Below are 25,641 nucleotides of genomic sequence, written 5' to 3'. Positions count from 1 at the left end.
GCAATCCTTGGCAACCCATTACAGTAAAGACGGAATCCAGGTCGAAAGCGCTGGAAACGCCGCCAGCAGTACAATCACCACTAAAAACGATACGTAAAATGGCAGCGACGCTATAATTGCCCGCTCAAAGGGCACCTCGGCTATTCGTGCGGCAGTCATTAGCGTCATCCCTACCGGCGGGGTCACGTTAGAAATATTGAGCACCACAATCATCAAGATAGCGAAGTGCAGGGGATCAAACCCGAGCTGAATCATCGCGGGCACCAATACCGGCGCAATCACGACCAGAGCGGGCAGGACATCCATGACGGTGCCTATCACCAAGAGTAGCAGGCACACCAGCATCAACTGCACAAAGGCTGCATCGCTAAAGGTAGTAATCAGGCTCGCCGCATCTCGGGCGATTCCTGAGCGGGTAACGAACCAGCCCAGCACGGCAGAGGTCGCCAGCAGAAAAAACACCACGCCGGAGAAGCGCACCGTCGTCACTAGAGCGTCCCATATCTTGCGCCAGGTCAGATTGCGGTAGAACACCGCGCCAATCACGATGGCATACACCGCCGCAAAGCCGGAGGCTTCGGTAATCGTCGTTAAGCCAGAGAGAATACCGCCCAGAATGATCAGCGGCACCACCAGCGCAGGCAAGGCAAACACGAACGACATCACGGCCACTTTAAAGGGGGTGGGCGCCTGCTTGGGATAGTTGCGTTTCCAGGCCAGAAAGAAGCTCACACCCAACAGTGCCAATGCCATTAAAAGACCTGGAATAATGCCGCCAGCAAACAGGTCAATCACCGAGATATCGCGCAGCAATGTGGCATACACCACCATCACCACACTGGGAGGGATGATCGGCCCGATAATCGAGGAGCAGGCAGTAACTGCGGCGGCGTATTCCGCATCGTAGCCCTGCTTTTTCATCTCGGGGATCATGATTTTGCCGATCGCCACGGTATCGGTGACCGCTGCGCCGGTAATACCGGCAAAAAACACCGACACCGAGATATTCACATGGGAAAGCGACCCGCGTACCCGGCCGAACAGCGCATTGTTGAAGGCAATCAGCTTGTGGGTCAGCCCGCCCTGATTCATCAGTTCAGCAGTGAAAATGAAATAAGGCACAGCAATCAATAGAAAGCCGGAGACGCCAGAGAACATGCGGTCGGCGATAATGCCGAGCATGCGCTCACCGCCCATCGCAAACCCTCCCGCTAGCCCTGACATGGCCATTACCACCGCTACCGGCGCGCCGATAAACAGCAACAGGACGAACACGATAATCGCAGGCATCATGAGCGGTGCTCCCGATCAGTGGTGTCGATAAGGTCGCCGATCATGTCCTGTTCATCAATGAAGTGTTCCAGCAGGGCAAAGCCATGCACCAAGTGCAACAAAATGATGAAGCCACTGAGCGGCACCACAATAGCGGTCACCTTGCTTGGAATGCGGATCTGATCAGACACCATGTAGACCTGGGTGGCACTGGTGAAGTAATCCCAGCCGTACCACGTCAGCATCAATGCAAACAGACCCATCACCGCTAAACAGAGGCCTGCGGCTACCTGTATCATCACTCGTGGCAAGCTGCGCACCAGCAACGTCATGGCGACGTGTTCGCCGTAACGCAGCGAAATCGTCATGGAAAGAAAGCCAATCCAGGGCAGAAACAGTCGCGCGAGCGAGTAGGTCCAGCTCAGCGTACTGCCGGTTATCAGCTTGTAGATAAACGCGGTAAACGAAATGCCCAGCATCGCCAGGATACAGCCCACACACACCACAATGGCCACCTGGTTGACGAGATCGCTCACGCGGCGCAACGGAGTTAAAACGCCCATGACTTGTCCTCACGCCGGGGCGTAGACCGCGCCCCGGCGTTGATTAGCGATTAGCCGTAACTGGCTCTGGCTTTATTGGCCATACACTCGATAGCCTTCAGTAGCCAACTGCTGGCCGACACGTTCGACTTCATCAAGCAGCCCTTGAACACGAGCTTCGTCCATACCGAAGTCATCGACGATCCATGCCTGCCATGCCGGACGGGCGATGGCGGCCATGCGTTCGCGCTCGGCATCGGGCATCAGGTAACACTCCTCAAAGCGCTCACAGGACTCCACCCAGCTCGCCGTGGCCAAGGCGCCGGACATACCATGACTAAGCTGGATGGCTTCGCGCGCAGAGCTAATCAGCGCCTGTTGGTGCGTTTCGGGTAGCGATTGATACCAGGACTCGCTGACCACCCAAGGGGCACTGTTGTACACGTGCCCGGTCAGCGTGGTGTAGTCGGTGACAGCATCGAAGTTAAAGGTGGTATTGAGCACGGGTGCATTGAACTGACCATCAGCAAGACCGGTTTCCAGCGCGGTGATCAACTCGCCCCAAGGCAGCGGTGTGGCAGATGCACCAAGCGAGCGCATGATCGCTACGTGGGCGGGGTTCTCTTCCGTCCGGATGTTAAGTCCTTCCAGGTCTTCAACGGTTTTGATCAGGCGTACATTGTTGGTAAAGGCGACAAAACCGCCGCCGTCGTCGAAGGTGCCCAAGTAACGCATATCGGCGTCTTCAACGGTGCCTGACATGAAGTCGGCGAACCATTCGCTATCGAAAAAGCTCCACGCCTGGCGCCAGTTGGTAAACAGGAACGGCGCCGTGACCGCCTGATAGTCGCCATAGAACGATGACATTGCCCCCGCGGACATGATCGTCGATTGCAACGTACGTCCGCCCTGGACTTCCGAGCCATTTTCCACCTCGGAGCCTAGCTGGCCACCGCCAAAAATGGTGACTTCAAGATCCCCATCGGTGCGTGCTTCCACCAGGTTTTTAAAGTGCACCAGCGCGGGGTAAATTTCGTTATTACTCATATCCTCCGGCAGCTGTGTGGCGATCACCATCTCATAGGATTGCGCCTGGACATTGGCGCTTGCGATGGCTAGCGGAAGTGCCGCCAGGGCGGCGAAAAGTACTGATTTTCTTGCGTTCATAACACACCTCGTTTTGATTATTAGACGGTCTTCGTTATGACTGGCGTTGCCACGTTTAATAGCAGTGTTGTTGGGTTGTTATCGCGATTGTTATGACTATTGTCTTTTTACCGTTATGGCAGCAAAGGTTAGGCCTGCTTGGGCAGTGACTCCCACACTTCTATCGCCGCGGCCAGGTCTTCCAGGGACGCGCCCACCGACTTAAAGAGCGTGATTGCCTCTGATGAAGAGCGCCCAGGTTTAGTCCCGGTTAGCACTTCGGCAAGCTCTGCCTGGATCTGGTCTAACTGGAACTCGCCCTCCTCAATGGCTTGAAGTACATCACCCGCTTCGCCTTTGGCACCGGCGTAGGTATCTACAAACACCTCTGCACGACGAAGACAAAGCGCATCGGTTTCCCGCATCTGCGGGCGAAACGCACCGATCAAGTCCAAGTGGGTGCCGGACGCCAACCATTCGCCTTTAATTAGCGGCTGTGTCGAGAGCGTCACGCAACTGATGATGTCCGCCTCAGCCACCGCCTCCGCCAGCGATTCCACAACGTGGGTCTCGAAGTGTTCGGCATACTCGTCGGCAATGGCCTTGGCTTTATCAGGGTTGCGCCCCCAGACCAGCACCCGCTTGATGGGGCGCACGCTGGCGTGAGCCTCGATCACCATGGGCGCCAACTTGCCGGTACCTACTACCAACAGCGTTTCGGCGTTTTCATTGGCTAGGGCCTGGGCGGCAAGCGCCGAGGCGGCCGCCGTGCGTCGGCGGGTTAATTCACTGCCGTCGATACACGCCAGTGGCTGCCCGTGCTTACCTTCACTAAGCAAATAAAGCCCGGAAATCGCCGGGAGCCCGTGGTCGGCATTCTGCGGAAACACATTGACCATTTTCACGCCGATATAGCCCGCCGCTTCCCAGGCGGGCATCAGCAGCATGGTGGCTTCGCCATCCGGCCGGTGCATGGCGTGGTGATGGCGTGGCGGTGATTCCACACCTTTGACGAAGGTCTCTTGGAGCCGCTTGAGCAAGCCTTCCCAGCTAAGCGACTGCGCCACCTCCTGAGCAGAAACAACCCGCATATCAGGCCTCCGGCAGTGCAGCGACCACCATGATTTCGACTTTAAATTCGGGTTTGGCCAGCTTGGCTTCCGTCGCGGCACGGACGGGCGGGCGACCCGGCACGACCCAGATATCCCATGCAGCGTTCATCTCATCGAACTCGGCCATATCGGTCACCCAGACCAGGGCAGAGATCAGATGCTCTTTTGAAGTACCGGCTTGCGCCAGCAACTCGTCGATACGCGCCAGCACCTGTTCGGTCTGGCCACGCATTCCGGCCGAAGCATCGGCAGGCACCTGGCCTGCGAGATAAACAGTACCGTTGTGAACGGCCACTTGGCTCATCCGCGCATTGCTGTCTTGATAAGTAACGCCCATGGTCTCTCTCCTTAAAGGGGGTCATCAGAGACTAAAGCGATCAGACGCAAATTACTTGCCCGATACTGAGATTTTTTTGCCCGCAAGTCATGCAGGCAGTACCGGGCGAGGTCAAACGGTCAAAGGAGGGACTAACGGTCTGTGGAAGGGGAAATCTCGAAGTAGCGACGATAGGCACGGGAGAAGCTGCCCTGGTCGCGAAACCCCACCAGCATGGCGATATGGCCAAGGCTGAGCACGCTGTGACGAACAAGCGTACGGGCGTGCTCCAAGCGCCTGCGCTGCACATAGGCCAGCGGCGTTACGCCAGTCAACTCACGAAAGCAGCTATGAAAGTGTCCTGGGCTCAGCGCGCAGAGAGAGGCGAGCTGCTCCACGCGGATGTCATCGGCCAGATGCTGATCCAGCCAGGCATCCAACCGCACAAGGTCGAGTCGTTCACTAATGCAGTGCTGCCCCAACTGCCCGACCGCTGACGGGCTGGCGTCGTTTAAGTACATGGACAGTGCGCGTAGCAGCAGAATAGCGATTTCATTCTGTAACGCGGGACACTGCTCAAGCTGATTGGCCAAGGCGTGGGTAAGCTGATTTAACGCCGGCGGCACGCTGAAAAAGCGCGGCTTATCGAACAGACGCTCGATTTCGCTGCCTTTTTCTATTGTCGCCAAGTGGGCGATGGGGATGTCTAACACCAGGGTACGGTTACTGCCATCACCCAGGTATTCATGATGACGCGACGAGGGAATCAGGCACCCACGGCGGGCGGTTACCCGCTCCCCCTGCCCTTCCATCGATAGCTCCGTGAAGCCGCAGGTCGCCAGAATAAGCTGATGGAAATCGTGAGTATGGGCCACCTGCTCTTGGGCTAAATTTCGGCTATGCAGCTCAAAAAGGGGCATGGCGGGATACCGTCTGTACGTCGAATGCTGTTTAACCACTATAAAACGGCTAGTGAGCAAAAAGCGAGGAAGCGGCCAACTGTGCGCTAACACTAAACGAGTGAGGTGCGCTCAACGTGAAGAGTGCCATGTAAGCGCTAGCTGTCATCCGCTAGTCATCGACTCGCGATAGCGTGACGGTAAGCATGCCCCATGAGGTACAACAATATGGTATCGCGCCGCCGCCACCCCGTTAGCGATAAAGACGTAACATCACTGATTCAATTAGCCAACGGTAATGCCCTTAACCAATATCGAAAAGCCGAGCGTGAGGCACGTCTGGCATCGACATTGGCACGCCTGCACCCTACCCCGTCGACGTTCGAAAGCACCTCTGCCAGCATGAACATTCTGATGATTTCAGATGTTTACTTCCCCCGCGTTAATGGTGTGTCTACCTCTATCGCCAGTTTTCGCGGCGCGCTTGAGCGCCAGGGCCATTCGGTCATGTTGATCTGCCCTGACTATCCTGTAGGGCAAGTGGATGAGCCGGGCGTACTGCGTGTCTGTTCGCGACAGGTGCCCGGGGACCCGGAGGATCGCATGATGCGCTACAAAAATTTGCTCGCCCTGGCGCCCCAACTGACAGCCGACGCCTTCGATCTTATTCATGTTCATACCCCCTTTACCGCCCACTATGCTGGTGTAGCGCTAGGGCATCGGCTTGGCCTCCCTGTCGTGGCGACCTATCACACGCTTTTCGAGGAGTATATCCATCACTATATTCGCTGGTTTCCCAGGCGCTGGCTGCGCCTGGCAGCACGCCGACTGTCAGTACACCAGTGTCAGCAGCTCGACGCCTTGGTGGCGCCTTCTCAGGCAATGCAAGAAGCGCTAACGCGTTACGGCGTTACCACCCCCTCTTCGGTTATTGCTACCGGCCTGGCGTTGGAAGCTTTTTGTCAGCCTCAGTACGAAAGCGACTTTCGAGCCCAGTACCACTTACCGCAAGAGGCGCGACTGTTGCTCTATGTAGGTCGTGCCGCTTTTGAAAAGAACATCGATTTTCTGATTGATATGCTGCCCGCCGTGTTGGCGAAACACCCGTCTACCCGATTGATTATTACTGGCGAAGGTCCCGCGTATGCTTCGCTTGTCCAGCGTGCCCAGGAAATCGGCGTGGCAGACGCGGTGTTGTTCCTTGGTTACCTCGACCGCAGCGGCCCCCTGCAGGCAGCCTACCGCGCGGCCGATGTGTTCGTCTTTGCCTCGCGTACGGAAACCCAGGGCTTGGTAATTTTGGAAGCCATGGCACTGGGCACGCCAGTAGTCTCCACGGCAATGATGGGCACCCGCGATGTATTAAAAGAAGGCGAAGGTTGCTTAATTGCCGAGGATAACCATGGCAATTTTGCCACTAACGTGAACCGCCTGCTAAGCGATGAATCCCTGCGTCAACAGCTCGCCGAGCGCGCCCAACTCTATGCCGCTAGCTGGCACGAAGATGCCAAGAGCGCAGAGCTTGTTACGCTTTATCGTCGGCTTTCATCAGTCCAACCAGCTACCCCATTTAAATAAGCGCCATAGCTTAGCGAATGCAGTATCGAGTTGATTAAAAGCTGAGTTCTATTGGTCATTGATGTCATGGTGAGTTCCTTTTTTTAAATAAAACAACGCCGCCCGTAGGCGGCGCTGTTATCGAGGTCGGGCAGTCGATTAGCCCATGTTCGTTATTGCTAATCACGTAGCAATCACTTCAAGTAACCATGTTTTTTCCTCCAGATATAAAAAAACCCGCACGCGGCGGGTAGCATTGATGAGTAATCACTAAGCTAAGAAGCGATCACCACTCTAGATAAACGGCTTTATCCCTTAATAAGCCACCTTATAGTGCTTGATGCTCGGTGAGCGTGACGATCCAGTTGTTGTTGCGCTCAAGAAGCGCATTAATCGTGATAGGCGCATCGTAGTTGGGTATTTCTAACGGGCCGGGCTTCCCGTTGATCGTGAATCCCTCTTCGCATGTGATGGGTATGGGACGGTGGTAGGAACCATTCACCCCTTGCTGACCATATAGGTGAACCGTGACAGGCAACACGCCTACGAACTTCTTGGCATCATCGCTGGTCTTCAGTTGAATCTCAGTAGTATGGCGATAAGGCTGAATGGCTGTCGCAATACCGCTGCGGCTAGATGCCGTTACGGTATACTTTCCAGAGTCTCGACTAATTTCATCACCGCTGCCTTGCCCCCACAAATAGCCGCCATCCATAAACGTAATGGGCAGGTACTGCTTTTCGGTGCTGCCCGGCGTCCAGTTAGGGCCTTTAGGGCTTAGGCTCTGCCAACCCCGAGTATCTAACCCAGCGGACGAGCCGAATATTGTACCGTTGGAGTACGAGCGGGTTTGGTTTACATGAATGAGATCAGCAAATTCAGATGCTTCAAAATAAACGGAGCCTATGAAGCTGCCACCGAAGGCATTCTCCGGGTTTGATCCTAATACCATGTCAATGCCACAGAACTGGCCTGTATAACCCTCAGCATTCGCGGAAGACTGACCCGTCAACCAAAGACCGATACCGCTTCGCATCGCGGATACATGGCCTAGCTTCGCTTTGGCGGTGTGTCCACCAGAGTAGCAGCATACAGCCCCCCCATAAGCTAAATTAGCATCCCCCTCAATTTGCTCTGCATCCGGCACTCTTGGGTAGACTCGCAATGTATTGGTCGCACGATTTACCGATAGAATCTTGTACACTTCACCAATTGCGGAAACCCAGAATGCTCGGTTCATTTGGTGCGCATCGCTGGGTATGACTGATTCTGGCGACAGCGTTATATCCGAATACTGATGAATCGTATTTGTGTCGTTGCCAGAAAAGCCAATAGCCTTGACTAAGTGCGTTCTACTGGTTTTGCCCGTTGCCCCCATATCAACCGTCGATATATCTCCAATAGTGCACATATTATTGTTGCCTGCACCGAAATAAACGCCCCAACCAGAGCCCTGGGTTACGTTAAAATCGCAAAGCTTGGCACCCCGGCTATCATCAATGCGCACACCGTTAACGCCGACGCGTTTACGCAGCCAACTATCACCTGACACTTTGATATTAAGCTTGCCTATCCAGACGCTTCCTCGGCAATTTTTAATAGTAAACACATCATCCATGGGAGCAAGTCCCTGTAGTGACATATCAAAACTGTATACGTAGCACATGTTCGCAGCAGTCAACGGGGTAGACGTGCCGAACGAGCCGCTTGCAAATATTTGATAATCCCGCGCCGCAGGGGTGGCACAGAAATCAAGGAACCGTTGTAGCGCCTCGCCGCTATCGATGTCCCATCCGCTCTCTAAAGCACCAAAATGATAAGGCGTAACAGTCTGGGCTGGTTGATATAGCCATTCGCCAATACGCAAACCACCTTCCCCAGGTTGGTGAATATAAGTACCGCCCCCTTTTGTGGATCCTTTGTTATAACCAATTAGAGTGGCCATTTTTACGCCACTCAACTGTATAAGTTCCTCGGCACTCTCAACGACAGCAAAGCCCGTTGTTTTTGCAGGTTTTAAAGAGCTCTGTAAATGGTTCATATCCATTTGAAGGGTCGCCGGAAGATCTACTAGATTTTGCATAAATACCTCTTTAATTAATTTTGATTTAAGCTTCTTTGGTAAGTGCGGTTCGCGTTAGCAATAACCTTAGCTGCTTTAGTCCCCAAGTGGCCGGCTTATCAATAGGCATGATAATGCCCCCTGCTTTATTAAGGCTTTCAAACGCGATGTGGGTTTTCCTCTATCCTAGTGCCAAATGCTTGGTTAGGTATTACAGATAGAGAGTTGGTAGCAGCGGGGGAAAAATTGATTAGCTCGGGAATGGCCCACGGCCTAAATACTGCTATTACCTATAATTTCTACTACAGCTGCCCGGTCGGCGTTCGCTTTACGCCGCAACGCTTCATACTCAGCAATCAATAGCAGCAGCCCTTCATTGCTGTTTATTATTTGCTGAGGCTGGGCAAGTTCATGGAGCAGGGGTGGCGGGACTACTGGGGGGTCGCATTGCATCCAGCCCCTCTGTTCGCTGGAGCTCGCGCACCCAATCAGCAACCCCGACAGGCAAATCACTATCCAGCCACTCACGGGCTTGTTCATCTCCCTCTCCTAATTGTTCAAGCGCCACTATGCTGGCGCTAAGGTCATCAGCAAGCTCTCCAAGCGTTTGCTCACGCTTCGCCATGGCACGGTTAAGGGCTTTAATCTGTTCGCGCTGGAATTGTTGATGATGAAGCAGTATTTCGGCGCGAAAGCGTTGGTGATCTGCAGCGAAGCGATAATCATCACGTTCGCTGATAATGTCCTGCCAGGAGTAGATGACGGCCGCAATAGCTAACGCCCCAACAACAACGCCGATGAGTTTACGGTTTAAGTGCATAATCATTTTTTACGCCACCGACCAATGACTACTTCATATATGTCATCCGCTTTATTACGAATCCACTCAACGCCCATGATCGCCAGGAAGACGCATACAGCAAACGCTGAAACCTTAGGCATTTGATAATGGATGGATACCCACAGGAAGACTGGATAAAACGATACTGAAAGGATGGTGCCCACCGTTGAGCTCATTAGCGCCCTCCTCCATGGCCCCCCGTTTTGCAAGATGGTGATGAATCCCGCAATGAAGGTTGCGGCACTTAGCAGAAGGTACGGCAGGATATTCATTAACCACTGTAAGGTGTTCGGGTCGCGATTTATCATAATTTTCTCCCTTGGTTTATGTGTAGATGGCGCCTCCACTACGTAGGCTTCGGTTAAGAGTTGATGGATAGACCACCCGCCTCCTTGTACACGTCTAACAAAGTCTCAGTGACTAACTCGCGCTGGCCATACCCAGCCCCGGGAAGGCTTGCCCATATGCGTCGGCAAGCATGAATTGCCTCACGTATCCGCCCCTCCTGAATCAACGAGTGCGCCTTGCATTGGCGTATCAAGTACATAGCGCCTAAGTCCTGATTAACGGGCGTGAAATCAGGAAGATGGAAACGCTCGACCAAATCGTCCCAGGTGCGGGTCAGGAACTGATAGCGCCCTGCGGCAGTAGAGTTAATCCCATACGCAGGCAGCCAGACCAAATGGCGAGGATGGTCATCGTATCGGTCAAAGGTAGCGCCCCCGACCATTACGTTGTAGCCATCCTGGTTACCAAAACGTGGCGTGCCCTCGGCATATGCCAGCATGGTCAGAAACGCAGGTACGTTACCCGCATGTGTGTTTTTAGGCGGGGCGGGCTGAACGCGCAGCAGTTCCGCCTCGTCGTACCAATGGGTAGGCGAGTGAGCAGACATAGAAACCTCAAGATGGACAGCCATAAGGAGAAAAAGCGCTGCCAGGCGGCACGCTATGCAAAGAGCAGAAACGAAAAAGCCCCGCCGGGTGACCGGCAGGGCTTTTATATATCTTTATGATACAATTTTGGCATCCTAGAAATAATGGTATATCAAAAGCGCCACTTCTGCAAATAATTTTATGCCACTTTTACCTTACCTTCCGTCAACCACTCCCATAGCTGTGATCGAGCACGGCGTGCTGCGTGCTGTAAAGCATTGACGCTCTCAAAATGCCTCACCTTCTCATTCAGCCCTATCAAGCGGAGCAGTTCGTCTTGGCGATCAACCATTTGCCTCGCCGTCACCATCCACTGACTATTACCCATCTTCTCAGGGCGAATCCGGGCAGCCTGCAGCAACATCGCCGCCGCTTGCCGTCGTGGCAATTTCTCCATTAGCCTCGCGCACGCAGTATGCCATTGGCTATCTGGGTGATAACGCATGGCAGCCAACATGGTTTGATCGCTACGCCCACGAACGCCGGGTAGCTCGCCAGCCAATGCAGTAATGCTGAACGGCTGATAACCAGGATTGTCGTGTCGGCATTCAAGCTGCAGTTCCAACATGGTATCGATAATGCGCGACACCGCAGCATCGCGTGCACGCTCATCCGTTTGGGCAGCCTCAACAACACGCCAAGGGTTTGCTACCCGCATCCAATCATCAAACTGCATCTCTCTACTTTTAACGTTTGTCATCAACTCATCCTCCGCTCGTTACCGCTTTACATGGCAAGGTATCGACCAACAGAGTCATGTCGATTCGCCAGGCAGGGCTGCTTTTCAGCCGCCTTACCTGCGCTGAACCATGCACTACCGCCTACCTTCCACGAGCCTGCCCACTCTGGCCTTGGCCAAGAAATACAAACAGCACTACTAAGCATTTAAACCTCCTCAATCGCCTTGACCTGATTGAAAGCAACGAGACATTGGATTAGATTCACCTAACTAAAGATGACTAATACTTAGGAATAGCCTGTTTTTTGTCTTGAGACCCGTGTTGATAGATAGCATCAAGACTGCCTCGAACCTAATTAGTACGTAAATATTATGCAAGTTATAGAATTTTGGCAACAAATTACATATATTACAGTACTTACATTTATAGCTAAGCGCTTTAAAATACGGTCATAGCTGTATTTTTAGAGTAATTAGGCACCCTTACCGGAGCTCCACACGTCATGACTGACAAGCAACCCCATGGGCCAAACCGGGAATTTGTATGGGAACGCGTCAAGCAGACCGCTCAAAAATTCCACGATCACCCAAAGGAACGTGGCGTCTCTAAATTAATTGCTATCGATGCAGATCAGTCTCCCCAATATGTCTCGGACTGGAAGGCCGGAAGATCCTCCATTCCAATGGCCACCTTGACCAAGCTGGCGGCTCTCTATGGTGTTAGCGCGGGATACCTAGCAGGTTTTACAGATGATCCAGCGCCGAGAATTTCGCGAGATGAATCAAAGCTGGCCACCAAGATGGCAGAGCTTGTGGAACGAGCTATTGAAAAGTCGAGTGATCCAGTAGATACCGCGGTTGCAACCCGCTTATGCAGCGTTGCGATTCAAATGCTATTAAAAGGAGAAAAGGACGCGGCGATTCTCGGCACGCTTATATATGAAGCAGAAGGTCGAAGCGACGAGGCATAAACAGCGCCCGTTATTCACTACCGTCCATCGTGGCGGTTTTTTTATGCCTGCATGACAAATCTCGGGAAGACCACACCATCCTTGCCGGCATTACTTTTCTAATCAAATCGGATCCCGCCACGACGTGTTTTTGAGAAAAAACCAAGAAATAAAGTCTTTACTCCACATCCCACAATAGCGAAAACCAGTAATAACACCAGATGAAAACACTAGGAATATTAATGAAGCAGGAGCCGGAAAGGCAAAATGCGAGACTCAACGAGGGCAATTCAATCATAGCTGAATATAGACAGAACCCCCTTAAAGACTGGTCAAAACGCCCTTTTCAATATACTGTATATAAATACAGGCAATGGCCAGGAGACAATTACAGTGCATCACAGCCAGCGCCCACAGAGCGCGAAATTATCACCGAGATACATACCGAAAAGCGGCTCTAGTAAAAAAGTTGCAGCTGAGGCTGACAAAGCAGCCTCGCAAGCCAGGGAGAATGACAACAGTATCCGAAAAGTTATCGCGAGCCATGTTGATGGGGTCGATTACATCAACCTCAATTAAGCCTTCGTACAAAATAAATACTTACTATAGGCTACATTTACTTTCATAAATGTACGTAAAACTTATCGTAAGTACGCTTTATTACGTAATATTTAGCTAATCAAATTTAGATGTTTGAAAAAAAATAAGCACATCAGGAGTGAAAATAACTGAGTATTTCAGACAAGGCATAAACGGTAATGATTTAACCGTATTGCTCAACTGAGGTGGTAAAAGCGAGGCGCGACTACCAAACGCCCTCCACGGCCAAGTAACTAGCTGCAGGGGAAAGCCGGACATAAAAAGGACCTAGCAATGCACGCTAGACCCTAAAACGGCAGACTCAGACTGGCACACCCGTATAGGCGACGGATTTTGAAGCTATAGCACTTCTCAAAAACTGGGGGTGACGTCGATTTGAATAGCGCTATCAAAAAAAAGAGCCCCAAGCAGGGCTTGAGGCTCTTGATGCGACATAGAGTGTTAACAATTATCCATTATTAACATATTGATCTATATCGAAGTTATCCATGCTCTCGATTTCATCAGCGCTATAGGGCAGGTTATAAGACTGGTACGCCGGGTTCCAGCCATAGTCATAACCATAGAAGGGAGACGCATAGGTGCCATCGCCACCAGAAATGATGACAGCTTGAATTTGACCGTTGTCGTTGAACAACACGTTTTCGATGTAGCCTTGACCAGCGCCGGTGCTTACCGCGGCGTAATCATCGAGTAGATCGGTAATTTTCCAAATATTGTTGCCAGTCTCAACATCGTCATCGACCTGTGTGGTCTGTTGCAAAGCACTCTTGCTGACGTACTCGTTTTCACCTTCAAACAGGTCGTAATCGTCGTAGTTATCGGCGTTCAACGGCACCTGGATATTGTCGTTAGAAACATCGACCTGATCCCATGGAACCGCTACGTGCGTATCGCCAATATCCCAAACACCACCGATTTGGACGATGAGCGCTTCAATCTGGTTCTTGTCGTTGACCAGCACATTTTCGACGCTACCGATGTCATCCTCATCGGCAGTCGACACATCTCTATCTAGAAGCCAGTCGGCATCGAAACCGCTCTCATTAAAAAGATCGTCATAGTTCCATTAGCTAATGGCAACTACATCGTCACCGTCGCCATACTGCTGGGCTTGCGCCATAGAGGTTACCCCTAGCGCGGAGATAGCAACTGCAAGTGTTGTTTTAAGTGGAAGAGTAGTCATCGTTATACCTCCAATGTTTAACGAGTCATCAAGCGTATTTTATGTTGCCTTGGCAACAACACGCTACGAACAATAGAAACCCTAGTAAATCACAAAAAAAGTTGCAAACTGCCACCGGGGTAGAGCGATTCACCAAGCTTTAAAACGCTCTTAAAGCGATCTTAAAATGCTCTTAACTTTTTGTTGTTAAAAATAAAATTGCCTATAACGCATCTTATTTTAATTATTAACAGTGACCGGCACCGAGGAAGCACAGGCACATGGCTATCGAGATAAAGAAGATAAAAGAAAATAGACAATAATGCGGGTGTTATCGCTGATGAAGGGCGGCGATGAGCTTACCCTGCAAAAAATTCTCGGTCACAGAGCCATTGCCATGACAAGGCGTTAGACACACCTGTCGGCCGACCATGTAGCCGACGCGATTAGGTTCGCCCCAAAATAGAGGTGGACAAAAAGTGGTCAGATTCAGAGTTTCAGGAGGGAAAAACACAAACTGCAGGCACAAAAAAAGGGGCCTAAGCCCCTGATTTTAAATATGGTGCCGGTGGCCAGACTCGAACTGGCACACCCGTAAAGGCGGCGGATTTTGAATCCGCTGCGTCTACCAATTCCGCCACACCGGCAATGGCTGCGCATTATACGTAAATGTCGTGGTAGGTCAATCACATTGACTGACTTTATGCAGCCAAAGCGCTATCCTATGCCGCCTGTTTGAACAACGCTAAGAGTTATACGCTATGCAGCGCGCGGATTTTCATTTTGAGCTACCCGACGAATTAATTGCACGCTACCCTTCTGAGCAGCGTAGCGACTGCCGTTTGCTGTGCGTAAATGGCCAAAGTGGCGCGCTTGAGCATCGCCGTTTTCCAGACCTGCTTGAGTTGCTGGAGCCAGGTGACCTGCTGGTATTTAACGACACTCGCGTGATTCCGGCCCGCCTACACGGCCACAAGGCCAGCGGGGGCAAAGTAGAGATGTTGCTGGAGCGCCCGCTGGATGAACATCGTGGTCTTGCACATATCCGTTCGAGCAAGTCGCCGAAGCCCGGTACCGAGCTGATTTTCGAAGGTGATGTCCACGCGATAGTAGAAGGCCGCCGCGATGCGCTGTTTGAGCTGCGTTTCTTGGGCGACACGCCGATGATTTCGCTGCTTGAAAAGCACGGCCATATGCCGCTGCCGCCGTACATCACCCGTGAAGATGAACTCAGCGATCGCGACCGCTATCAAACCGTGTATGCGCGCCGCGATGGTGCGGTGGCAGCTCCTACTGCCGGGCTGCACTTTGATCAGCCGCTGTTGGACGCCCTGGCTGATAAAGGCATTAACCGTACCTTTGTCACCCTGCACGTGGGCGCGGGCACCTTCCAGCCGGTGCGCGTCGATAATATCCTTGAACACCATATGCACAGCGAGTGGATCGAGGTCACTGAAGCCACCTGCCAACAGGTGCGCGATACCCTGGCCGCAGGCAAACGTGTAGTGGCCGTGGGCACCACCAGCGTGCGCTGCCTGGAAAGCGCCTGCCAAAAGAGCAGTGATGGTCAGATAGCACCCTACAGCGGCGATACCGACATTTTTATCTACCCCGGCTACGAATGGCGCTGCGTGGATGCTTTAATTACCAACTTTCATTTACCTGAATCGACATTGCTGATGCTGGTGTCCGCCTTTGTAGGTTACGACACCACCATGCAGGCCTACCAACGGGCAGTGGCCGAGCGCTATGCCTTCTTTAGCTATGGCGATGCCATGCTATTGACCCGCTAGTAGCGGATAATGCCCCTGCACCTGTCGCGCCAAACGAACGAGATTAACGAGTTACTTTATATGCGAAACGAATGCTTTATGCGCTTTGAGCGCTTGGCCGACGATGGTCGTGCCCGCCGTGGCCGCCTTCACTTCCCCCGCGGCACGGTCGAAACCCCCGCATTTATGCCGGTGGGCACCTACGGCACGGTCAAAGGCATGACGCCCGATTCCGTTAAAGAGATCGGCGCTGAAATCATTTTGGGTAATACGTTTCACCTGTGGCTGCGTCCGGGTACGGATGTCATTGAAGCTCACGGCGACCTGCACGACTTTGCTCAGTGGGACAAACCCATTCTGACTGACTCGGGCGGCTTTCAGGTCTTTTCTCTGGGCGAGACGCGCAAGATTACCGAGCAGGGCGTGCATTTTCGCTCGCCGGTAGATGGCAGCAAGGTTTTCATGGGGCCGGAAGAGTCCATGGCAGTACAACGCTCGCTGGGCTCCGACGTGGTGATGATCTTTGACGAGTGCACGCCCTACCCGGCGACCTTCGAGGAAGCCAAGAAATCCATGGAGCTGTCGCTGCGCTGGGCCAAGCGTTCGCGCGTCGCCCATGGAGACTCTCCATCGGCACTTTTCGGCATCATTCAAGGCGGCATGTACCCTGAACTGCGCGAACAATCCCTTAACGGGTTGCTGGAGATCGGCTTTGACGGACTGGCCATTGGCGGGCTCTCGGTAGGCGAACCCAAAGAGGAGATGATGAAGGTCCTCGACTATCTTCCGACCTGGATGCCTGATGAGAAGCCACGCTATTTAATGGGCGTTGGTAAACCTGAAGACCTGGTGGAAGGTGTTCGTCGTGGGGTGGATATGTTCGACTGCGTCATGCCCACCCGCAACGCGCGCAATGGCCATTTATTTACCGCCGACGGCACGGTCAAGATTCGAAATGCCAAGCATCGCCACGATACCGGCCCCCTCGAAGATGGCTGTGATTGCCACACCTGCCAGAATTTCTCGCGTGGCTATTTGCACCATCTTGATCGCTGTAATGAAATGCTCGGTGCGATGCTGAATACCATCCATAACCTGCGCTATTACCAGCGTGTAATGGCTGATTTGCGCGCGGCAATTGAAGCGGGTACATTGACGACCTTTGTGGAAGGCTTCTACGCTCGGCGCGGCCTGCCAGTGCCTCCCATCCCAAATTGATCATCACCCGCCATGGCGGGTGAATTAACCCTTTCACCCATTTAGGGTATTAACCCAGGAGTTCTCTGCAATGCTGGATTTCTTCATCTCACCAGCCCATGCCCAAGAAGCGGCAGCTGGCGGTGGCATCGCGCAAATTGTCATGCTGGTCGGCTTCGTGCTGATTTTCTACTTTCTGCTGTGGCGTCCGCAGGCCAAACGCGCCAAGCAGCACAAGCAATTAATCGGCGGCTTGGACAAAGGCGATGAAATCGTCATTGGCGGTGGTTTAGTGGGTCGCATCACCAAGGTGAGCGACGAGTTCTTGACCATTGAAATCTCTGAAGGCACCGAAGTTAACGTGCAGAAGAACGCCGTTGCCGCCGTACTGCCTAAAGGCACCATCAAGTCCATCTAATGCGTGTTCTACCCCTGCCGAGCCAGTGCCAGCCACCCCGGCAGGGGTGACATGGTAACAATGATGGTGAACTGTGCTTTGCGCGGCGCGTCCGTGTGAAGCATTCCGTTTGTAATTGAAGGCAGGGCTTGCATGCTCAACCGTTACCCCCTGTGGAAGTATCTGCTGATACTGGTCGTCCTGGTGGTTGGCCTTATCTACTCGCTTCCCAATCTGTTCCCCGAAGATCCCGCCATCCAAATTAGCAGCGCCCAAGGCGATGCGTTGGATGAGCGTCAGATAAGCCGTGTTGAAAGCGCGCTCATCGACAATGACATTGAAGTAAAAGCGCTCGAAGAAGAGAACGGCCAGTGGTTGGTTCGCCTTCGACACGACGATGATCAGCTGACTGCTCGCGACATTGCCTCTGAGCTATTGGGCAGTGATGCCACCGTGGCACTAAACCTTGCTGAAGCGACGCCCGAATGGCTACAGGCATTTTCCGCCTCTCCCATGACGCTTGGGCTTGATTTACGCGGTGGCGTGCACTTCCTGCTTGAAGTGGACATGGAAGCCGCCCTCACCCAGCGCCTTGAGGTTAACGCCAGCGCCATGCGTGAGCTACTGCGCGGTGAGCGTATACGCTATCGCAATACGGACGTGGAAGAACGCTCACTCTCGATCGATTTTGCCAGCAGTGAAGACCGCAATACCGCGCGCAGCTTGATTAGCCGTGATTTTCCTGACTTCGACTACAGCAGTGAAGGAGATGGCCGCGCGTCAACCCTGGTGATGACGCTTAGCGATCAGTCGGTCAACGAGATTCAGGATTACGCGATTAACCAGAACTTGACCACGTTGCGCAACCGGGTCAACGAACTGGGTGTCGCCGAGCCGTTGGTACAGCGCCAAGGCCCTAACCAGATTGTCGTGGAGCTGCCGGGTGTGCAGGACACCGTGGCCGCCAAGCGGATTGTCGGCGCCACTGCCAACCTGGAATTCCGTCTGGAAGCTCGTAATGACACCCCGGCGAACGAAACGGAAACGTTCAGCTTTCGTAACCAGCCATCGCGCAGCGCCGAGCTGATGCGCGACGTGATTATCACCGGTGATAGCGTTTCCAGCGCCAGCAACAGCTTCGATGAAAACGGTCGCCCCCAGGTCAACATCAACCTGGACGGCACCGGCGGCACGCTGATGAATCGCGCCACACGCACCAACATTGGCCGTAACATGGCGGTGCTGTTCATCGAGCACAAGAGTGAAGATACCGTGGTAGTCGACCCCGAAACGGGGGAAGAGACCATTGAGCGCGAGCCTTATGTTGAGCGCGGCCTGATCAGCCTGGCAACGATTCAAAGCGCGCTGGGCAACAGCTTCCGGATTACCGGCCTGGACTCACCGACAGAAGCGGCTGAGCTTGCGCTGCTGCTGCGCTCCGGGTCGCTTGCGGCACCTATCTACTTTGTCCAGGAGCGCACGATTGGGCCAAGCCTAGGGGCTGAAAATATTGAGCGGGGCTTATTGTCCGTTCAAATCGGCCTGTTGCTGGTCGTGCTGTTCATGCTGGTGCGCTACAAGGTATTTGGTGTGTTTGCCACCCTCGCGCTGGCCCTGAATTTGACGCTACTGGTGGCGGTAATGTCCATGCTGGGCGCCACACTTACGCTTCCGGGTATCGCGGGTATCGTGCTGACGCTCGGTATGGCGGTGGATGCCAACGTGCTTATTTTTGAGCGAATACGCGAAGAGCTACGTAACGGCATGTCGATTCAACAGGCCATCCAAGCCGGTTATGAGCGCGCCTTCACGTCCATCGTTGACGCTAATATCACCACGCTGTTAGTGGCCGTTATTCTGTTTTCGATTGGCACCGGCCCTGTCAAAGGGTTTGCCGTCACGCTCTCCATCGGTATTTTGACGTCGCTGTTCACTGCGCTAATGGTGACGCGCGCCATGGTCAACCTGACCTATGGCAGCAAGCCCGTCAAAAAGCTGTGGATTTAAGAGCATGGATTTAAACAGCATGGCGTTGATTCACGTGCTTAGCCCAGAACTTAAGAGGTGGTAATGAAACCCCTATCACACCTGCAAATCGACTTTATGGGACGACGCAAGTTCGCGTATATCGTCTCCGCCGTGCTACTTATCGTGTCGATTGGTGCCTTGCTGTTCCAGCAGCTCAACCTGGGCCTGGATTTCACTGGCGGCACATTGATTGAGGTACGTTACGGTGCCGCGCCTTCGCTCGACGCTATCCGTGTCATGCTTGAGCAGCGTGGCTTTCAGGATGTCTCGGTGCAGACATTTGGGGCGTCAACCGAAGTGCTTATTCGTCTTCAGCAAGCGTTTGATGCCGATGTAGGAGGCGAGGTCGTCAACATGCTCCGCGCCTCCGGCGATAGTGTCGACCTTGTTCGCTCCGAGTTTGTTGGCTCCCAGGTAGGCGACCAGCTGCGCGATCAAAGCGGGCTCGGCCTATTGGTCGCGCTCGGTGTCGTGATGCTCTATGTGGCCTTTCGCTTTCAATACAAGTTTGCGATTGGCGCCTTACTGGCGTTGCTGCATGACGTTGTGATTGTAGTCGGTGTTTTCTCGCTGTTTCAGCTCGATTTCGACCTTACCGTGTTGGCGGCCATCCTGGCGGTCATTGGCTATTCGTTGAACGATACGATCGTGGTGTACGACCGTGTGCGTGAGGCAATTCGTACCTCACGCATCGACGATATGCCGCAGATCTTCAATGAAGCGATTAACGCCACGCTATCGCGCACCCTGGCAACCTCGGGCACGACCGTACTGGTACTGCTCGCATTATTGTTGCTGGGCGGGGATATGATTGAAAACTTCGCCATTGCGCTGCTGGTCGGCATCGTGGTGGGTACGTTCTCGTCTATCTACATTGCCGCGGCGCTGCTGCTACCGCTGAAACTGTCGCGTGAAGATCTGATCCCAACCAAGAAAGAGCTCGACGAAGAAGAGGAAGAGCTGCCTTAACCAGCGCTTTTCCTGCTATTAAAAACGCCTCTCCCGGTTTTCCGGTAGAGGCGTTTTTTTTCGATCAGTGAAATGACGCGTTAATGCTTGCGCGACTTGGGCACGAACTCTCGGGCAAACTGCTTGAACGACGCTTTAACGATACCCAATGCGTCCGGATCACCACTCATCAGGGCAGACATATAGGCTTGCGCCTGTTCACGCTTGATGTGGGGTGGAAGTGGCGGAATATCCGGGTCGGTGATGACTTCCAGCACCACCGGGCGGTCGGCGCTCAAGGCGCGATCCCAAGCGCCTGCCAAGGCATCAGGCTCGCTGACCTTGATGCCCGTGAGCCCGATCAGCTCGGCGTATTCTGCATAAGGGAAATCAGGCAGATTTTGCGAGGCTTCGTACTTGGGATCACCCTCCATCACGCGCATTTCCCACGTCACTTGGTTGAGGTCCTGATTATTCAAGACCATGATAATCAACCGCGGATCAGCCCAACGCCGCCAGTACTTGGCAATGGTGATCAGCTCAGAGTTGCCGTTCATCTGCATGGCACCATCGCCGACCAAGGCAATGGCCACTCTGTCTGGATAAGCGAACTTGGCGGCAATGGCATAAGGCACCGCGTTGCCCATGGTCGCCAAGCCACCGGAAAGTGAGGCCATCATGCCGCGCCGCAGCTTCAGGTCACGCGCATACCAGTTGGCTGCAGAACCGGAGTCGCTAGTCACGATACAGTTATCGGGCAATCTGGGCGAAAGCTCCCAGAACACGCGCTGAGGATTGATCGGGTTCGCTTCAGCCATGGCGCGCTCTTCGAGTACCTCCCACCATTGGGTAATGCTCTTTTCAATATGCTCGCGCCAGCCACGTTTGGTCTTCTGCTTGAGATGCGGCAGCAATGCCTGCAGCGTCGTGGCACTGTCACCGATGAGATTGATCTCCATGGGATAGCGCATACTTACCTGGCGACCATCAATATCGATCTGCACTCCTCGCGCTTGTCCTTCTTTAGGCAAGAACTCGGAATAGGGAAAGCCCGAGCCAATCATCAACAAGGTGTCGCAGTTCGCCATCATCTCCCAACTCGGGTTGGTGCCCAGCAGGCCGATCGAGCCGGTAACAAAGGGCAGGTCGTCGGGCAGCACGGCACGTCCAAGCAACGCTTTGGCAACCCCGGCGCCGAGCTTTTCAGCTACCTGAATAATCTCATCGGTCGCGCCCAACGCCCCCGCGCCGACCAGAATAGCCACCCGTTCGCCGTCGTTAAGGATTGACGCCGCACGCCTGAGATCGTATTCCTGCGGCGCGATTCGCGGCCTGGAATACCCCACGCCGGAGTGAATCGTGCCGTGCGCATGCGCGGGCGTTTCAACCGCTGGCTGAGACTGCAGGTCATTGGGAATGATGATCGCCGTCACGGTACGCTCGGAAAGCGCGATGCGGATAGCCCGGTCAACCAGATGGCGAATCTGAGCCGGGCTGGTCGCCATCTGCACGAACTCGTGAGCGACATCCTTGAACAGCGACACCAGATCCACTTCCTGCTGATATTCACCGCCCATGGCAGCGCGCGCCTGCTGCCCAACAATCGCCACCACCGGCTGATGGTCCTTCTTGGCATCGTAAAGACCATTGAGTAAATGGATCGCCCCCGGCCCAGAGGTGGCGGTACAGATACCAACCTCGCCGGTAAACTTTGCGTGCGCACAGGCCATGAAGGCAGCCATTTCCTCATGCCGGGCCTGGATAAACTCAAACTGATCACCCGCACGATTCAAGCCCCCCATGATGCCGTTACTGCCATCCCCAGAGTAACCATAAATACGTTTAACGCCCCACTCACCCAACCGCTTGAGTAGAAAATCCCCCACCAGTTGTTCACTCATGCCAAGCCTCCATGCCGAAAATGTCTCGCATTAACCAATGCTAATTATCAATGCAGAACGTTCCATACCGCTTAAAGGTATAGTCTCTTAAATCAGAGCCGGTCAATGTAGGTCATGTAAGCCCCCTAAAAACGCCGATCATTTATTGCCCGACCGGTGAGCGTCACGATCGCTATTAATAGGGTTAGCAGAACAAGGGGGAACAAACCGCAATAAAGAATGCAGGAAACTAGGTGCAGGAACCGATGAGACACCAACAAAAACGCCCTACCGTGGAGATAGGGCGTGGAGATAGGGCGTCGCAGAAGCATGGATAGATGCACTGAGCGCAGCTATATGATTACTTCTGTGTCTCTTTGTCTTTAAGGCAAATACCCGTGCCCGATAGAAAGAGCGACGAGGAATTCATGAGGCTTTAAAAATGCGGCGTTAACTGTTTGATCAACGCTTTATAAAGCCGCGGGCCGGCCGCCATCAGTTGCCCTTCCACTTTCACCGTGGGTTGGCCGTCTGGGGTTCCCATCAAGGCACCGGCTTCTTTCAGGAACAGCGTACCGACCTGCATATCCTGTTCTTCAAGGCCCATCACAAACGCACTGTCGACGCGGCCAGTGGCCAATTCGCATAAATCCAGCAACCCACAGCCCGTCGCCAGCAGGGTTTCCACCTGGGGAGCAATTTGCTGGGTAACCGTCAGGTAGGCAGGCAGATGGCGTGGGCGCAGCCAAGCTTCTGGCAGGCTCATGGCCATGCGGGTACCGCTAATGGCGGTAGGCTTACTAACGCGCATACGCTTGTCGTTATGCTGGGCGCCGCGACCGCGGCTGGCGATATATTCGTCGTCGGAGAACGGGCAGATAATGACGGCGTGTTCGGGACGACCTTTGATAAGACACACCACTGACAGTGCAAAGCCCTTACCGGCAACGGCTAAATTGGAATAACCGTGCATGGGTTCGATTTTCCAGACGATGTCCGCCCCTTCGCCTTCACCCGCGCGGTGCGGTGTAAAGCGGCCGGTAATACCGTGCTGGGGGTAACCGCGCTCCAACTGCTGAACAATCGTCGCTTCGGCCTTGCGCGCCGTTTCGTCGAGCAGGCGGTCAAGGTTAAATTCTTCATGAGCGTTTTCAATACGTTCGCGTACGCGTAGGAAGTGTTCAACAGCGCTGCGTGCTGCACGCAACGTAAATTGGACCATCGGATTCATGATCGGGCCTTGTGACAGTGATGTTAAAGAACGTGATGCTAGAGGAGAGCAAACATAGGCGCAGGTGCCGCCTTTGGCGCGCAATTCTAGCAGACCACTCTCGGGCATACCACCGACTCATGCTAGACTGCGCGTTTTACGCCTTGATGATCGCCTGTTCTTATTAGCGTACTTAATTAACAAAGCCCTATTTTACCGAGCCTTATCATGCTTGAACGCATCCGCATTGTTTTAATCGGCACCAGCCATCCTGGTAATATCGGCGGCGTAGCACGCGCCATGCACAATATGGGCTTGGCAGATTTAGCCCTTGTTGCCCCTCGCTGCGAGGTGATTACTCAGGACAGTATTTCACGTGCCTCCGGCGCCGATCATCTGCTCCACCAAGCCAGTGTCCACGCCACCCTTGAAGACGCCGTGGCTGACTGCACGTTAGCCGTAGGTGCCAGTGCCCGCTCGCGCACGCTGCCCTGGCCCATGCTTTCTCCCCGTGAGTTAGCTGATCGTCTGCCGTCTGAGTGCGCGTCTGTTGATGCTCGCGTGGCGCTGGTGTTTGGCCGTGAAGACAGTGGCCTCACCAATGCCGAGCTGCAGCGCTGCCATGCGCACGTGCATATTCCGACCAATGCCGATTTCAGCTCGCTCAATTTAGCCGCAGCGGTTCAGGTATTAGCGTATGAGTGCCGTATGGCATGGCTTAGCCAAGCAGATGACCAAGCGGATGCGCCTACAGCCACGGCTGATGACGATGACCTGGCCACCCATGAAGAGCTTGAGCGTTATTTTGAGCATTTAGAACGCACGCTGGTGGGGATCGAGTTTCACGACCCTGCTCAGCCGCGCCAGCTAATGGCGAGACTACGCCGCCTCTATCTGCGCGCCCGGCCCGAGCGTATGGAAATGAATATTTTACGTGGCATTTTATCCGCTACCGAGAAAGCCACGAATACCCGGCAACCCAAACCTTAGCGCATTGAATGTGAAGCGCCTGCGCGTAAGCGGTTAACTTGAAGAAAGCGGCGTTCGCCCCCATTTCTCAAACCGGTTTCATTCGCTTGATGCGCAGCTTCCTTCATGCGCTACGTTACTTAATGCTATGTATACGGACGTCAGCTGGTAATTAGTGACCGCACCTCTACTGCACTGCCCAAGGATCACCTCATGTTTCAACGTCTACGTGAAGACATCAACAGCGTATTTGACCGCGACCCAGCCGCACGTAACTTTCTTGAGGTGCTAACTAACTACCCAGGCCTGCACGCACTGTTACTGCATCGTTGCGGTCATTGGCTGTGGAAGAAAAACCTTAAATGGCTGGCGCGAACGCTGTCGACCTTCTCACGCTGGCTTACCGGCATTGAAATTCATCCTGGTGCCACGATTGGTCGGCGCTTTTTTATCGACCACGGCATGGGCGTGGTCATTGGTGAAACGGCCCTCGTCGGGGATAACGTCACTCTCTATCAAGGCGTGACGCTGGGCGGCACTAGCTGGAACAAGGGCAAGCGCCATCCAACCTTGGGCGACGGTGTCATTGTGGGCGCCGGGGCTAAAATATTGGGCCCCTTCTCGGTCGGTGCTGGTGCGAAAATAGGCTCGAATGCGGTGGTTACCAAAGAAGTGCCGCCGGGAGCCACCGTGGTCGGCATTCCAGGAAAAATTGTTCAGCGCACCGACCCCGACGTGGAAGAAGCGTTGGATATCGATCCTGCCCGGCGCGAAGCCATTTGCCAGAAATTTGGCTTTGACGCGTATGGCGTCAGCCAGGACATGCCCGACCCTGTCGCTCGCTCCATGCAGGCCATGCTCGACCATATGCACGCGGTGGATGAGCGCATCGAGCGCATGTGTTCCACCCTGCGCAAGCTAGACGACAACTACCGAGACGGCCAGTTACCGGCGCTGCGCAATGAAGATTTTGCCAGCGTTCTGGAGGAGCATGATACCGGCTGCCCAGCGACTGGCGAGCGCGACTCGGCGGCCACCTCCGACAAGCCGGACACCAAGCAATCAACACGACCACCGCGTAATGGTTGACCAAAGCACTCAGGTTTTCCCATAATGGCGACACATTTGCCGTTAGTGCGCTGAACGTTCAGCGTCGAGAGGCTT

Annotated in this window: 22 protein-coding genes, 1 tRNA gene and 1 pseudogene; 9 read left to right on the top strand and 15 right to left on the bottom strand. The window is 53.8% G+C overall.

The features are described 5' to 3' along the window. Positions 1-18: 18 nt before the first annotated feature. From ACFFLD_RS06000 to ACFFLD_RS05975, 6 genes are all read right to left on the bottom strand, one after another. The gene (locus ACFFLD_RS06000) at positions 19-1,293 is read right to left on the bottom strand and encodes a TRAP transporter large permease (RefSeq protein WP_386038033.1); all 1,275 of its coding nucleotides are present in this window, start codon (positions 1,291-1,293) and stop codon (positions 19-21) included. After that, entirely contained in the window at positions 1,290-1,835 is a 546-nt protein-coding gene (locus ACFFLD_RS05995; RefSeq protein WP_386038030.1) for a TRAP transporter small permease, read from the bottom strand. The genes ACFFLD_RS06000 and ACFFLD_RS05995 overlap by 4 nt, the downstream gene beginning before the upstream one ends. Before the next feature lie 72 nt (positions 1,836-1,907). Continuing rightward, complete coding sequence (gene dctP / locus ACFFLD_RS05990) at positions 1,908-2,981, bottom strand: TRAP transporter substrate-binding protein DctP (RefSeq protein ID WP_386038027.1); 1,074 nt, start codon at positions 2,979-2,981, stop codon at positions 1,908-1,910. A gap of 128 nt (positions 2,982-3,109) precedes the next feature. Continuing rightward, entirely contained in the window at positions 3,110-4,051 is a 942-nt protein-coding gene (locus tag ACFFLD_RS05985) for an ornithine cyclodeaminase family protein (protein WP_386038024.1), read from the bottom strand. 1 nt (position 4,052) lies between these two features. After that, positions 4,053-4,409 carry a RidA family protein gene (locus ACFFLD_RS05980; RefSeq protein ID WP_386038021.1) on the bottom strand — a complete coding sequence of 119 codons (357 nt, stop codon included), beginning with the start codon at positions 4,407-4,409 and terminating at the stop codon, positions 4,053-4,055. 131 nt (positions 4,410-4,540) lie between these two features. Next, on the bottom strand, positions 4,541-5,308 hold the full coding sequence (locus ACFFLD_RS05975; protein ID WP_386038018.1) for a helix-turn-helix transcriptional regulator: 768 nt from the start codon (positions 5,306-5,308) through the stop codon (positions 4,541-4,543). 192 nt (positions 5,309-5,500) lie between these two features. On the opposite strand from ACFFLD_RS05975, the gene ACFFLD_RS05970 reads away from it, so the two are divergent. Beyond that, entirely contained in the window at positions 5,501-6,865 is a 1,365-nt protein-coding gene (locus ACFFLD_RS05970) for a glycosyltransferase (RefSeq protein WP_386038015.1), read from the top strand. Positions 6,866-7,172: 307 nt separating this feature from the next. Here ACFFLD_RS05970 and ACFFLD_RS05965 read toward each other — a convergent pair whose 3' ends face one another. The 5 genes from ACFFLD_RS05965 to ACFFLD_RS05945 form a co-directional block, all read right to left on the bottom strand. Further along, positions 7,173-8,927 (bottom strand): hypothetical protein, encoded by a 1,755-nt coding sequence (locus ACFFLD_RS05965; RefSeq protein ID WP_386038012.1) that lies wholly within the window; start codon positions 8,925-8,927, stop codon positions 7,173-7,175. Between the two features lie 388 nt (positions 8,928-9,315). Beyond that, complete coding sequence (locus ACFFLD_RS05960) at positions 9,316-9,732, bottom strand: hypothetical protein (protein ID WP_386038009.1); 417 nt, start codon at positions 9,730-9,732, stop codon at positions 9,316-9,318. After that, positions 9,729-9,923, bottom strand: a complete 195-nt coding sequence (locus ACFFLD_RS05955; RefSeq protein WP_386038006.1) for a hypothetical protein — start codon at positions 9,921-9,923, stop codon at positions 9,729-9,731. Before ACFFLD_RS05955 ends, ACFFLD_RS05960 begins: the two co-directional genes overlap by 4 nt. Positions 9,924-10,108: 185 nt before the next feature. After that, complete coding sequence (locus ACFFLD_RS05950; protein WP_386038003.1) at positions 10,109-10,642, bottom strand: glycoside hydrolase family 24 protein; 534 nt, start codon at positions 10,640-10,642, stop codon at positions 10,109-10,111. A 179-nt stretch (positions 10,643-10,821) separates the two neighbouring features. Further along, on the bottom strand, positions 10,822-11,382 hold the full coding sequence (locus tag ACFFLD_RS05945; protein WP_386038000.1) for a hypothetical protein: 561 nt from the start codon (positions 11,380-11,382) through the stop codon (positions 10,822-10,824). 482 nt (positions 11,383-11,864) lie between these two features. On the opposite strand from ACFFLD_RS05945, the gene ACFFLD_RS05940 reads away from it, so the two are divergent. Beyond that, positions 11,865-12,332: a helix-turn-helix domain-containing protein gene (locus ACFFLD_RS05940; RefSeq protein WP_386037997.1), complete on the top strand. Its 468-nt coding sequence runs from the start codon at positions 11,865-11,867 to the stop codon at positions 12,330-12,332. A gap of 1,027 nt (positions 12,333-13,359) precedes the next feature. Here ACFFLD_RS05940 and ACFFLD_RS05935 read toward each other — a convergent pair. After that, a pseudogene (locus ACFFLD_RS05935) lies at positions 13,360-13,920 on the bottom strand (PRC-barrel domain-containing protein); the annotation flags it as partial. A gap of 716 nt (positions 13,921-14,636) precedes the next feature. After that, a tRNA-Leu gene (locus tag ACFFLD_RS05930) sits at positions 14,637-14,723 on the bottom strand. A 114-nt stretch (positions 14,724-14,837) separates the two neighbouring features. Here ACFFLD_RS05930 and queA point away from each other — a divergent pair. From queA to secF, 5 genes are all read left to right on the top strand, one after another. Beyond that, the gene (gene queA / locus ACFFLD_RS05925; protein ID WP_386037994.1) at positions 14,838-15,869 is read left to right on the top strand and encodes a tRNA preQ1(34) S-adenosylmethionine ribosyltransferase-isomerase QueA; all 1,032 of its coding nucleotides are present in this window, start codon (positions 14,838-14,840) and stop codon (positions 15,867-15,869) included. 78 nt (positions 15,870-15,947) lie between these two features. Beyond that, a complete protein-coding gene (gene tgt, locus ACFFLD_RS05920) occupies positions 15,948-17,066 on the top strand; it encodes a tRNA guanosine(34) transglycosylase Tgt (protein WP_446753358.1) in 1,119 nt (372 codons plus the stop codon). Between the two features lie 70 nt (positions 17,067-17,136). Next, complete coding sequence (yajC, locus tag ACFFLD_RS05915) at positions 17,137-17,463, top strand: preprotein translocase subunit YajC (RefSeq protein WP_386037988.1); 327 nt, start codon at positions 17,137-17,139, stop codon at positions 17,461-17,463. Positions 17,464-17,595: 132 nt separating this feature from the next. Then, complete coding sequence (secD, locus tag ACFFLD_RS05910) at positions 17,596-19,449, top strand: protein translocase subunit SecD (RefSeq protein WP_386037985.1); 1,854 nt, start codon at positions 17,596-17,598, stop codon at positions 19,447-19,449. A 63-nt stretch (positions 19,450-19,512) separates the two neighbouring features. Continuing rightward, positions 19,513-20,439: a protein translocase subunit SecF gene (gene secF / locus ACFFLD_RS05905; RefSeq protein WP_386037982.1), complete on the top strand. Its 927-nt coding sequence runs from the start codon at positions 19,513-19,515 to the stop codon at positions 20,437-20,439. Between the two features lie 80 nt (positions 20,440-20,519). Here the strand turns inward: secF and ACFFLD_RS05900 are convergent, their stop codons facing one another. Together ACFFLD_RS05900 and ACFFLD_RS05895 are read right to left on the bottom strand one after the other, a co-directional pair. Then, the gene (locus ACFFLD_RS05900) at positions 20,520-22,319 is read right to left on the bottom strand and encodes a thiamine pyrophosphate-requiring protein (protein ID WP_386037980.1); all 1,800 of its coding nucleotides are present in this window, start codon (positions 22,317-22,319) and stop codon (positions 20,520-20,522) included. Positions 22,320-22,734: 415 nt separating this feature from the next. After that, positions 22,735-23,529 (bottom strand): inositol monophosphatase family protein, encoded by a 795-nt coding sequence (locus ACFFLD_RS05895; RefSeq protein WP_386037977.1) that lies wholly within the window; start codon positions 23,527-23,529, stop codon positions 22,735-22,737. Between the two features lie 207 nt (positions 23,530-23,736). On the opposite strand from ACFFLD_RS05895, the gene trmJ reads away from it, so the two are divergent. Together trmJ and cysE are read left to right on the top strand one after the other, a co-directional pair. Beyond that, positions 23,737-24,498, top strand: coding sequence for a tRNA (cytosine(32)/uridine(32)-2'-O)-methyltransferase TrmJ (gene trmJ / locus ACFFLD_RS05890; RefSeq protein ID WP_386037974.1), 762 nt, complete (start codon positions 23,737-23,739; stop codon positions 24,496-24,498). Positions 24,499-24,690: 192 nt separating this feature from the next. Continuing rightward, complete coding sequence (cysE, locus tag ACFFLD_RS05885) at positions 24,691-25,566, top strand: serine O-acetyltransferase (RefSeq protein WP_386037971.1); 876 nt, start codon at positions 24,691-24,693, stop codon at positions 25,564-25,566. Positions 25,567-25,641: the final 75 nt, after the last annotated feature.

The organism is Vreelandella sulfidaeris (assembly GCF_042429665.1).
GTDB lineage: Bacteria > Pseudomonadota > Gammaproteobacteria > Pseudomonadales > Halomonadaceae > Vreelandella.
Note: the sequence above shows the minus strand (reverse complement) of the source record. Positions and strands in the feature narration are given on the sequence as shown.

Bases quoted from the DNA above. Each gene is read 5' to 3' on its own strand.
- ACFFLD_RS06000 (WP_386038033.1), bottom strand. From the start codon at position 1,293: ATGATGCCTGCGATTATCGTGTTCGTCCTGTTGCTGTTTATCGGCGCG.
- ACFFLD_RS05995 (WP_386038030.1), bottom strand. From the start codon at position 1,835: ATGGGCGTTTTAACTCCGTTGCGCCGCGTGAGCGATCTCGTCAACCAG.
- dctP (WP_386038027.1), bottom strand. From the start codon at position 2,981: ATGAACGCAAGAAAATCAGTACTTTTCGCCGCCCTGGCGGCACTTCCG.
- ACFFLD_RS05985 (WP_386038024.1), bottom strand. From the start codon at position 4,051: ATGCGGGTTGTTTCTGCTCAGGAGGTGGCGCAGTCGCTTAGCTGGGAA.
- ACFFLD_RS05980 (WP_386038021.1), bottom strand. From the start codon at position 4,409: ATGGGCGTTACTTATCAAGACAGCAATGCGCGGATGAGCCAAGTGGCC.
- ACFFLD_RS05975 (WP_386038018.1), bottom strand. From the start codon at position 5,308: ATGCCCCTTTTTGAGCTGCATAGCCGAAATTTAGCCCAAGAGCAGGTG.
- ACFFLD_RS05970 (WP_386038015.1), top strand. From the start codon at position 5,501: ATGAGGTACAACAATATGGTATCGCGCCGCCGCCACCCCGTTAGCGAT.
- ACFFLD_RS05965 (WP_386038012.1), bottom strand. From the start codon at position 8,927: ATGCAAAATCTAGTAGATCTTCCGGCGACCCTTCAAATGGATATGAAC.
- ACFFLD_RS05960 (WP_386038009.1), bottom strand. From the start codon at position 9,732: ATGATTATGCACTTAAACCGTAAACTCATCGGCGTTGTTGTTGGGGCG.
- ACFFLD_RS05955 (WP_386038006.1), bottom strand. From the start codon at position 9,923: ATGAGCTCAACGGTGGGCACCATCCTTTCAGTATCGTTTTATCCAGTC.
- ACFFLD_RS05950 (WP_386038003.1), bottom strand. From the start codon at position 10,642: ATGTCTGCTCACTCGCCTACCCATTGGTACGACGAGGCGGAACTGCTG.
- ACFFLD_RS05945 (WP_386038000.1), bottom strand. From the start codon at position 11,382: ATGACAAACGTTAAAAGTAGAGAGATGCAGTTTGATGATTGGATGCGG.
- ACFFLD_RS05940 (WP_386037997.1), top strand. From the start codon at position 11,865: ATGACTGACAAGCAACCCCATGGGCCAAACCGGGAATTTGTATGGGAA.
- queA (WP_386037994.1), top strand. From the start codon at position 14,838: ATGCAGCGCGCGGATTTTCATTTTGAGCTACCCGACGAATTAATTGCA.
- tgt (WP_446753358.1), top strand. From the start codon at position 15,948: ATGCGCTTTGAGCGCTTGGCCGACGATGGTCGTGCCCGCCGTGGCCGC.
- yajC (WP_386037988.1), top strand. From the start codon at position 17,137: ATGCTGGATTTCTTCATCTCACCAGCCCATGCCCAAGAAGCGGCAGCT.
- secD (WP_386037985.1), top strand. From the start codon at position 17,596: ATGCTCAACCGTTACCCCCTGTGGAAGTATCTGCTGATACTGGTCGTC.
- secF (WP_386037982.1), top strand. From the start codon at position 19,513: ATGAAACCCCTATCACACCTGCAAATCGACTTTATGGGACGACGCAAG.
- ACFFLD_RS05900 (WP_386037980.1), bottom strand. From the start codon at position 22,319: ATGAGTGAACAACTGGTGGGGGATTTTCTACTCAAGCGGTTGGGTGAG.
- ACFFLD_RS05895 (WP_386037977.1), bottom strand. From the start codon at position 23,529: ATGAATCCGATGGTCCAATTTACGTTGCGTGCAGCACGCAGCGCTGTT.
- trmJ (WP_386037974.1), top strand. From the start codon at position 23,737: ATGCTTGAACGCATCCGCATTGTTTTAATCGGCACCAGCCATCCTGGT.
- cysE (WP_386037971.1), top strand. From the start codon at position 24,691: ATGTTTCAACGTCTACGTGAAGACATCAACAGCGTATTTGACCGCGAC.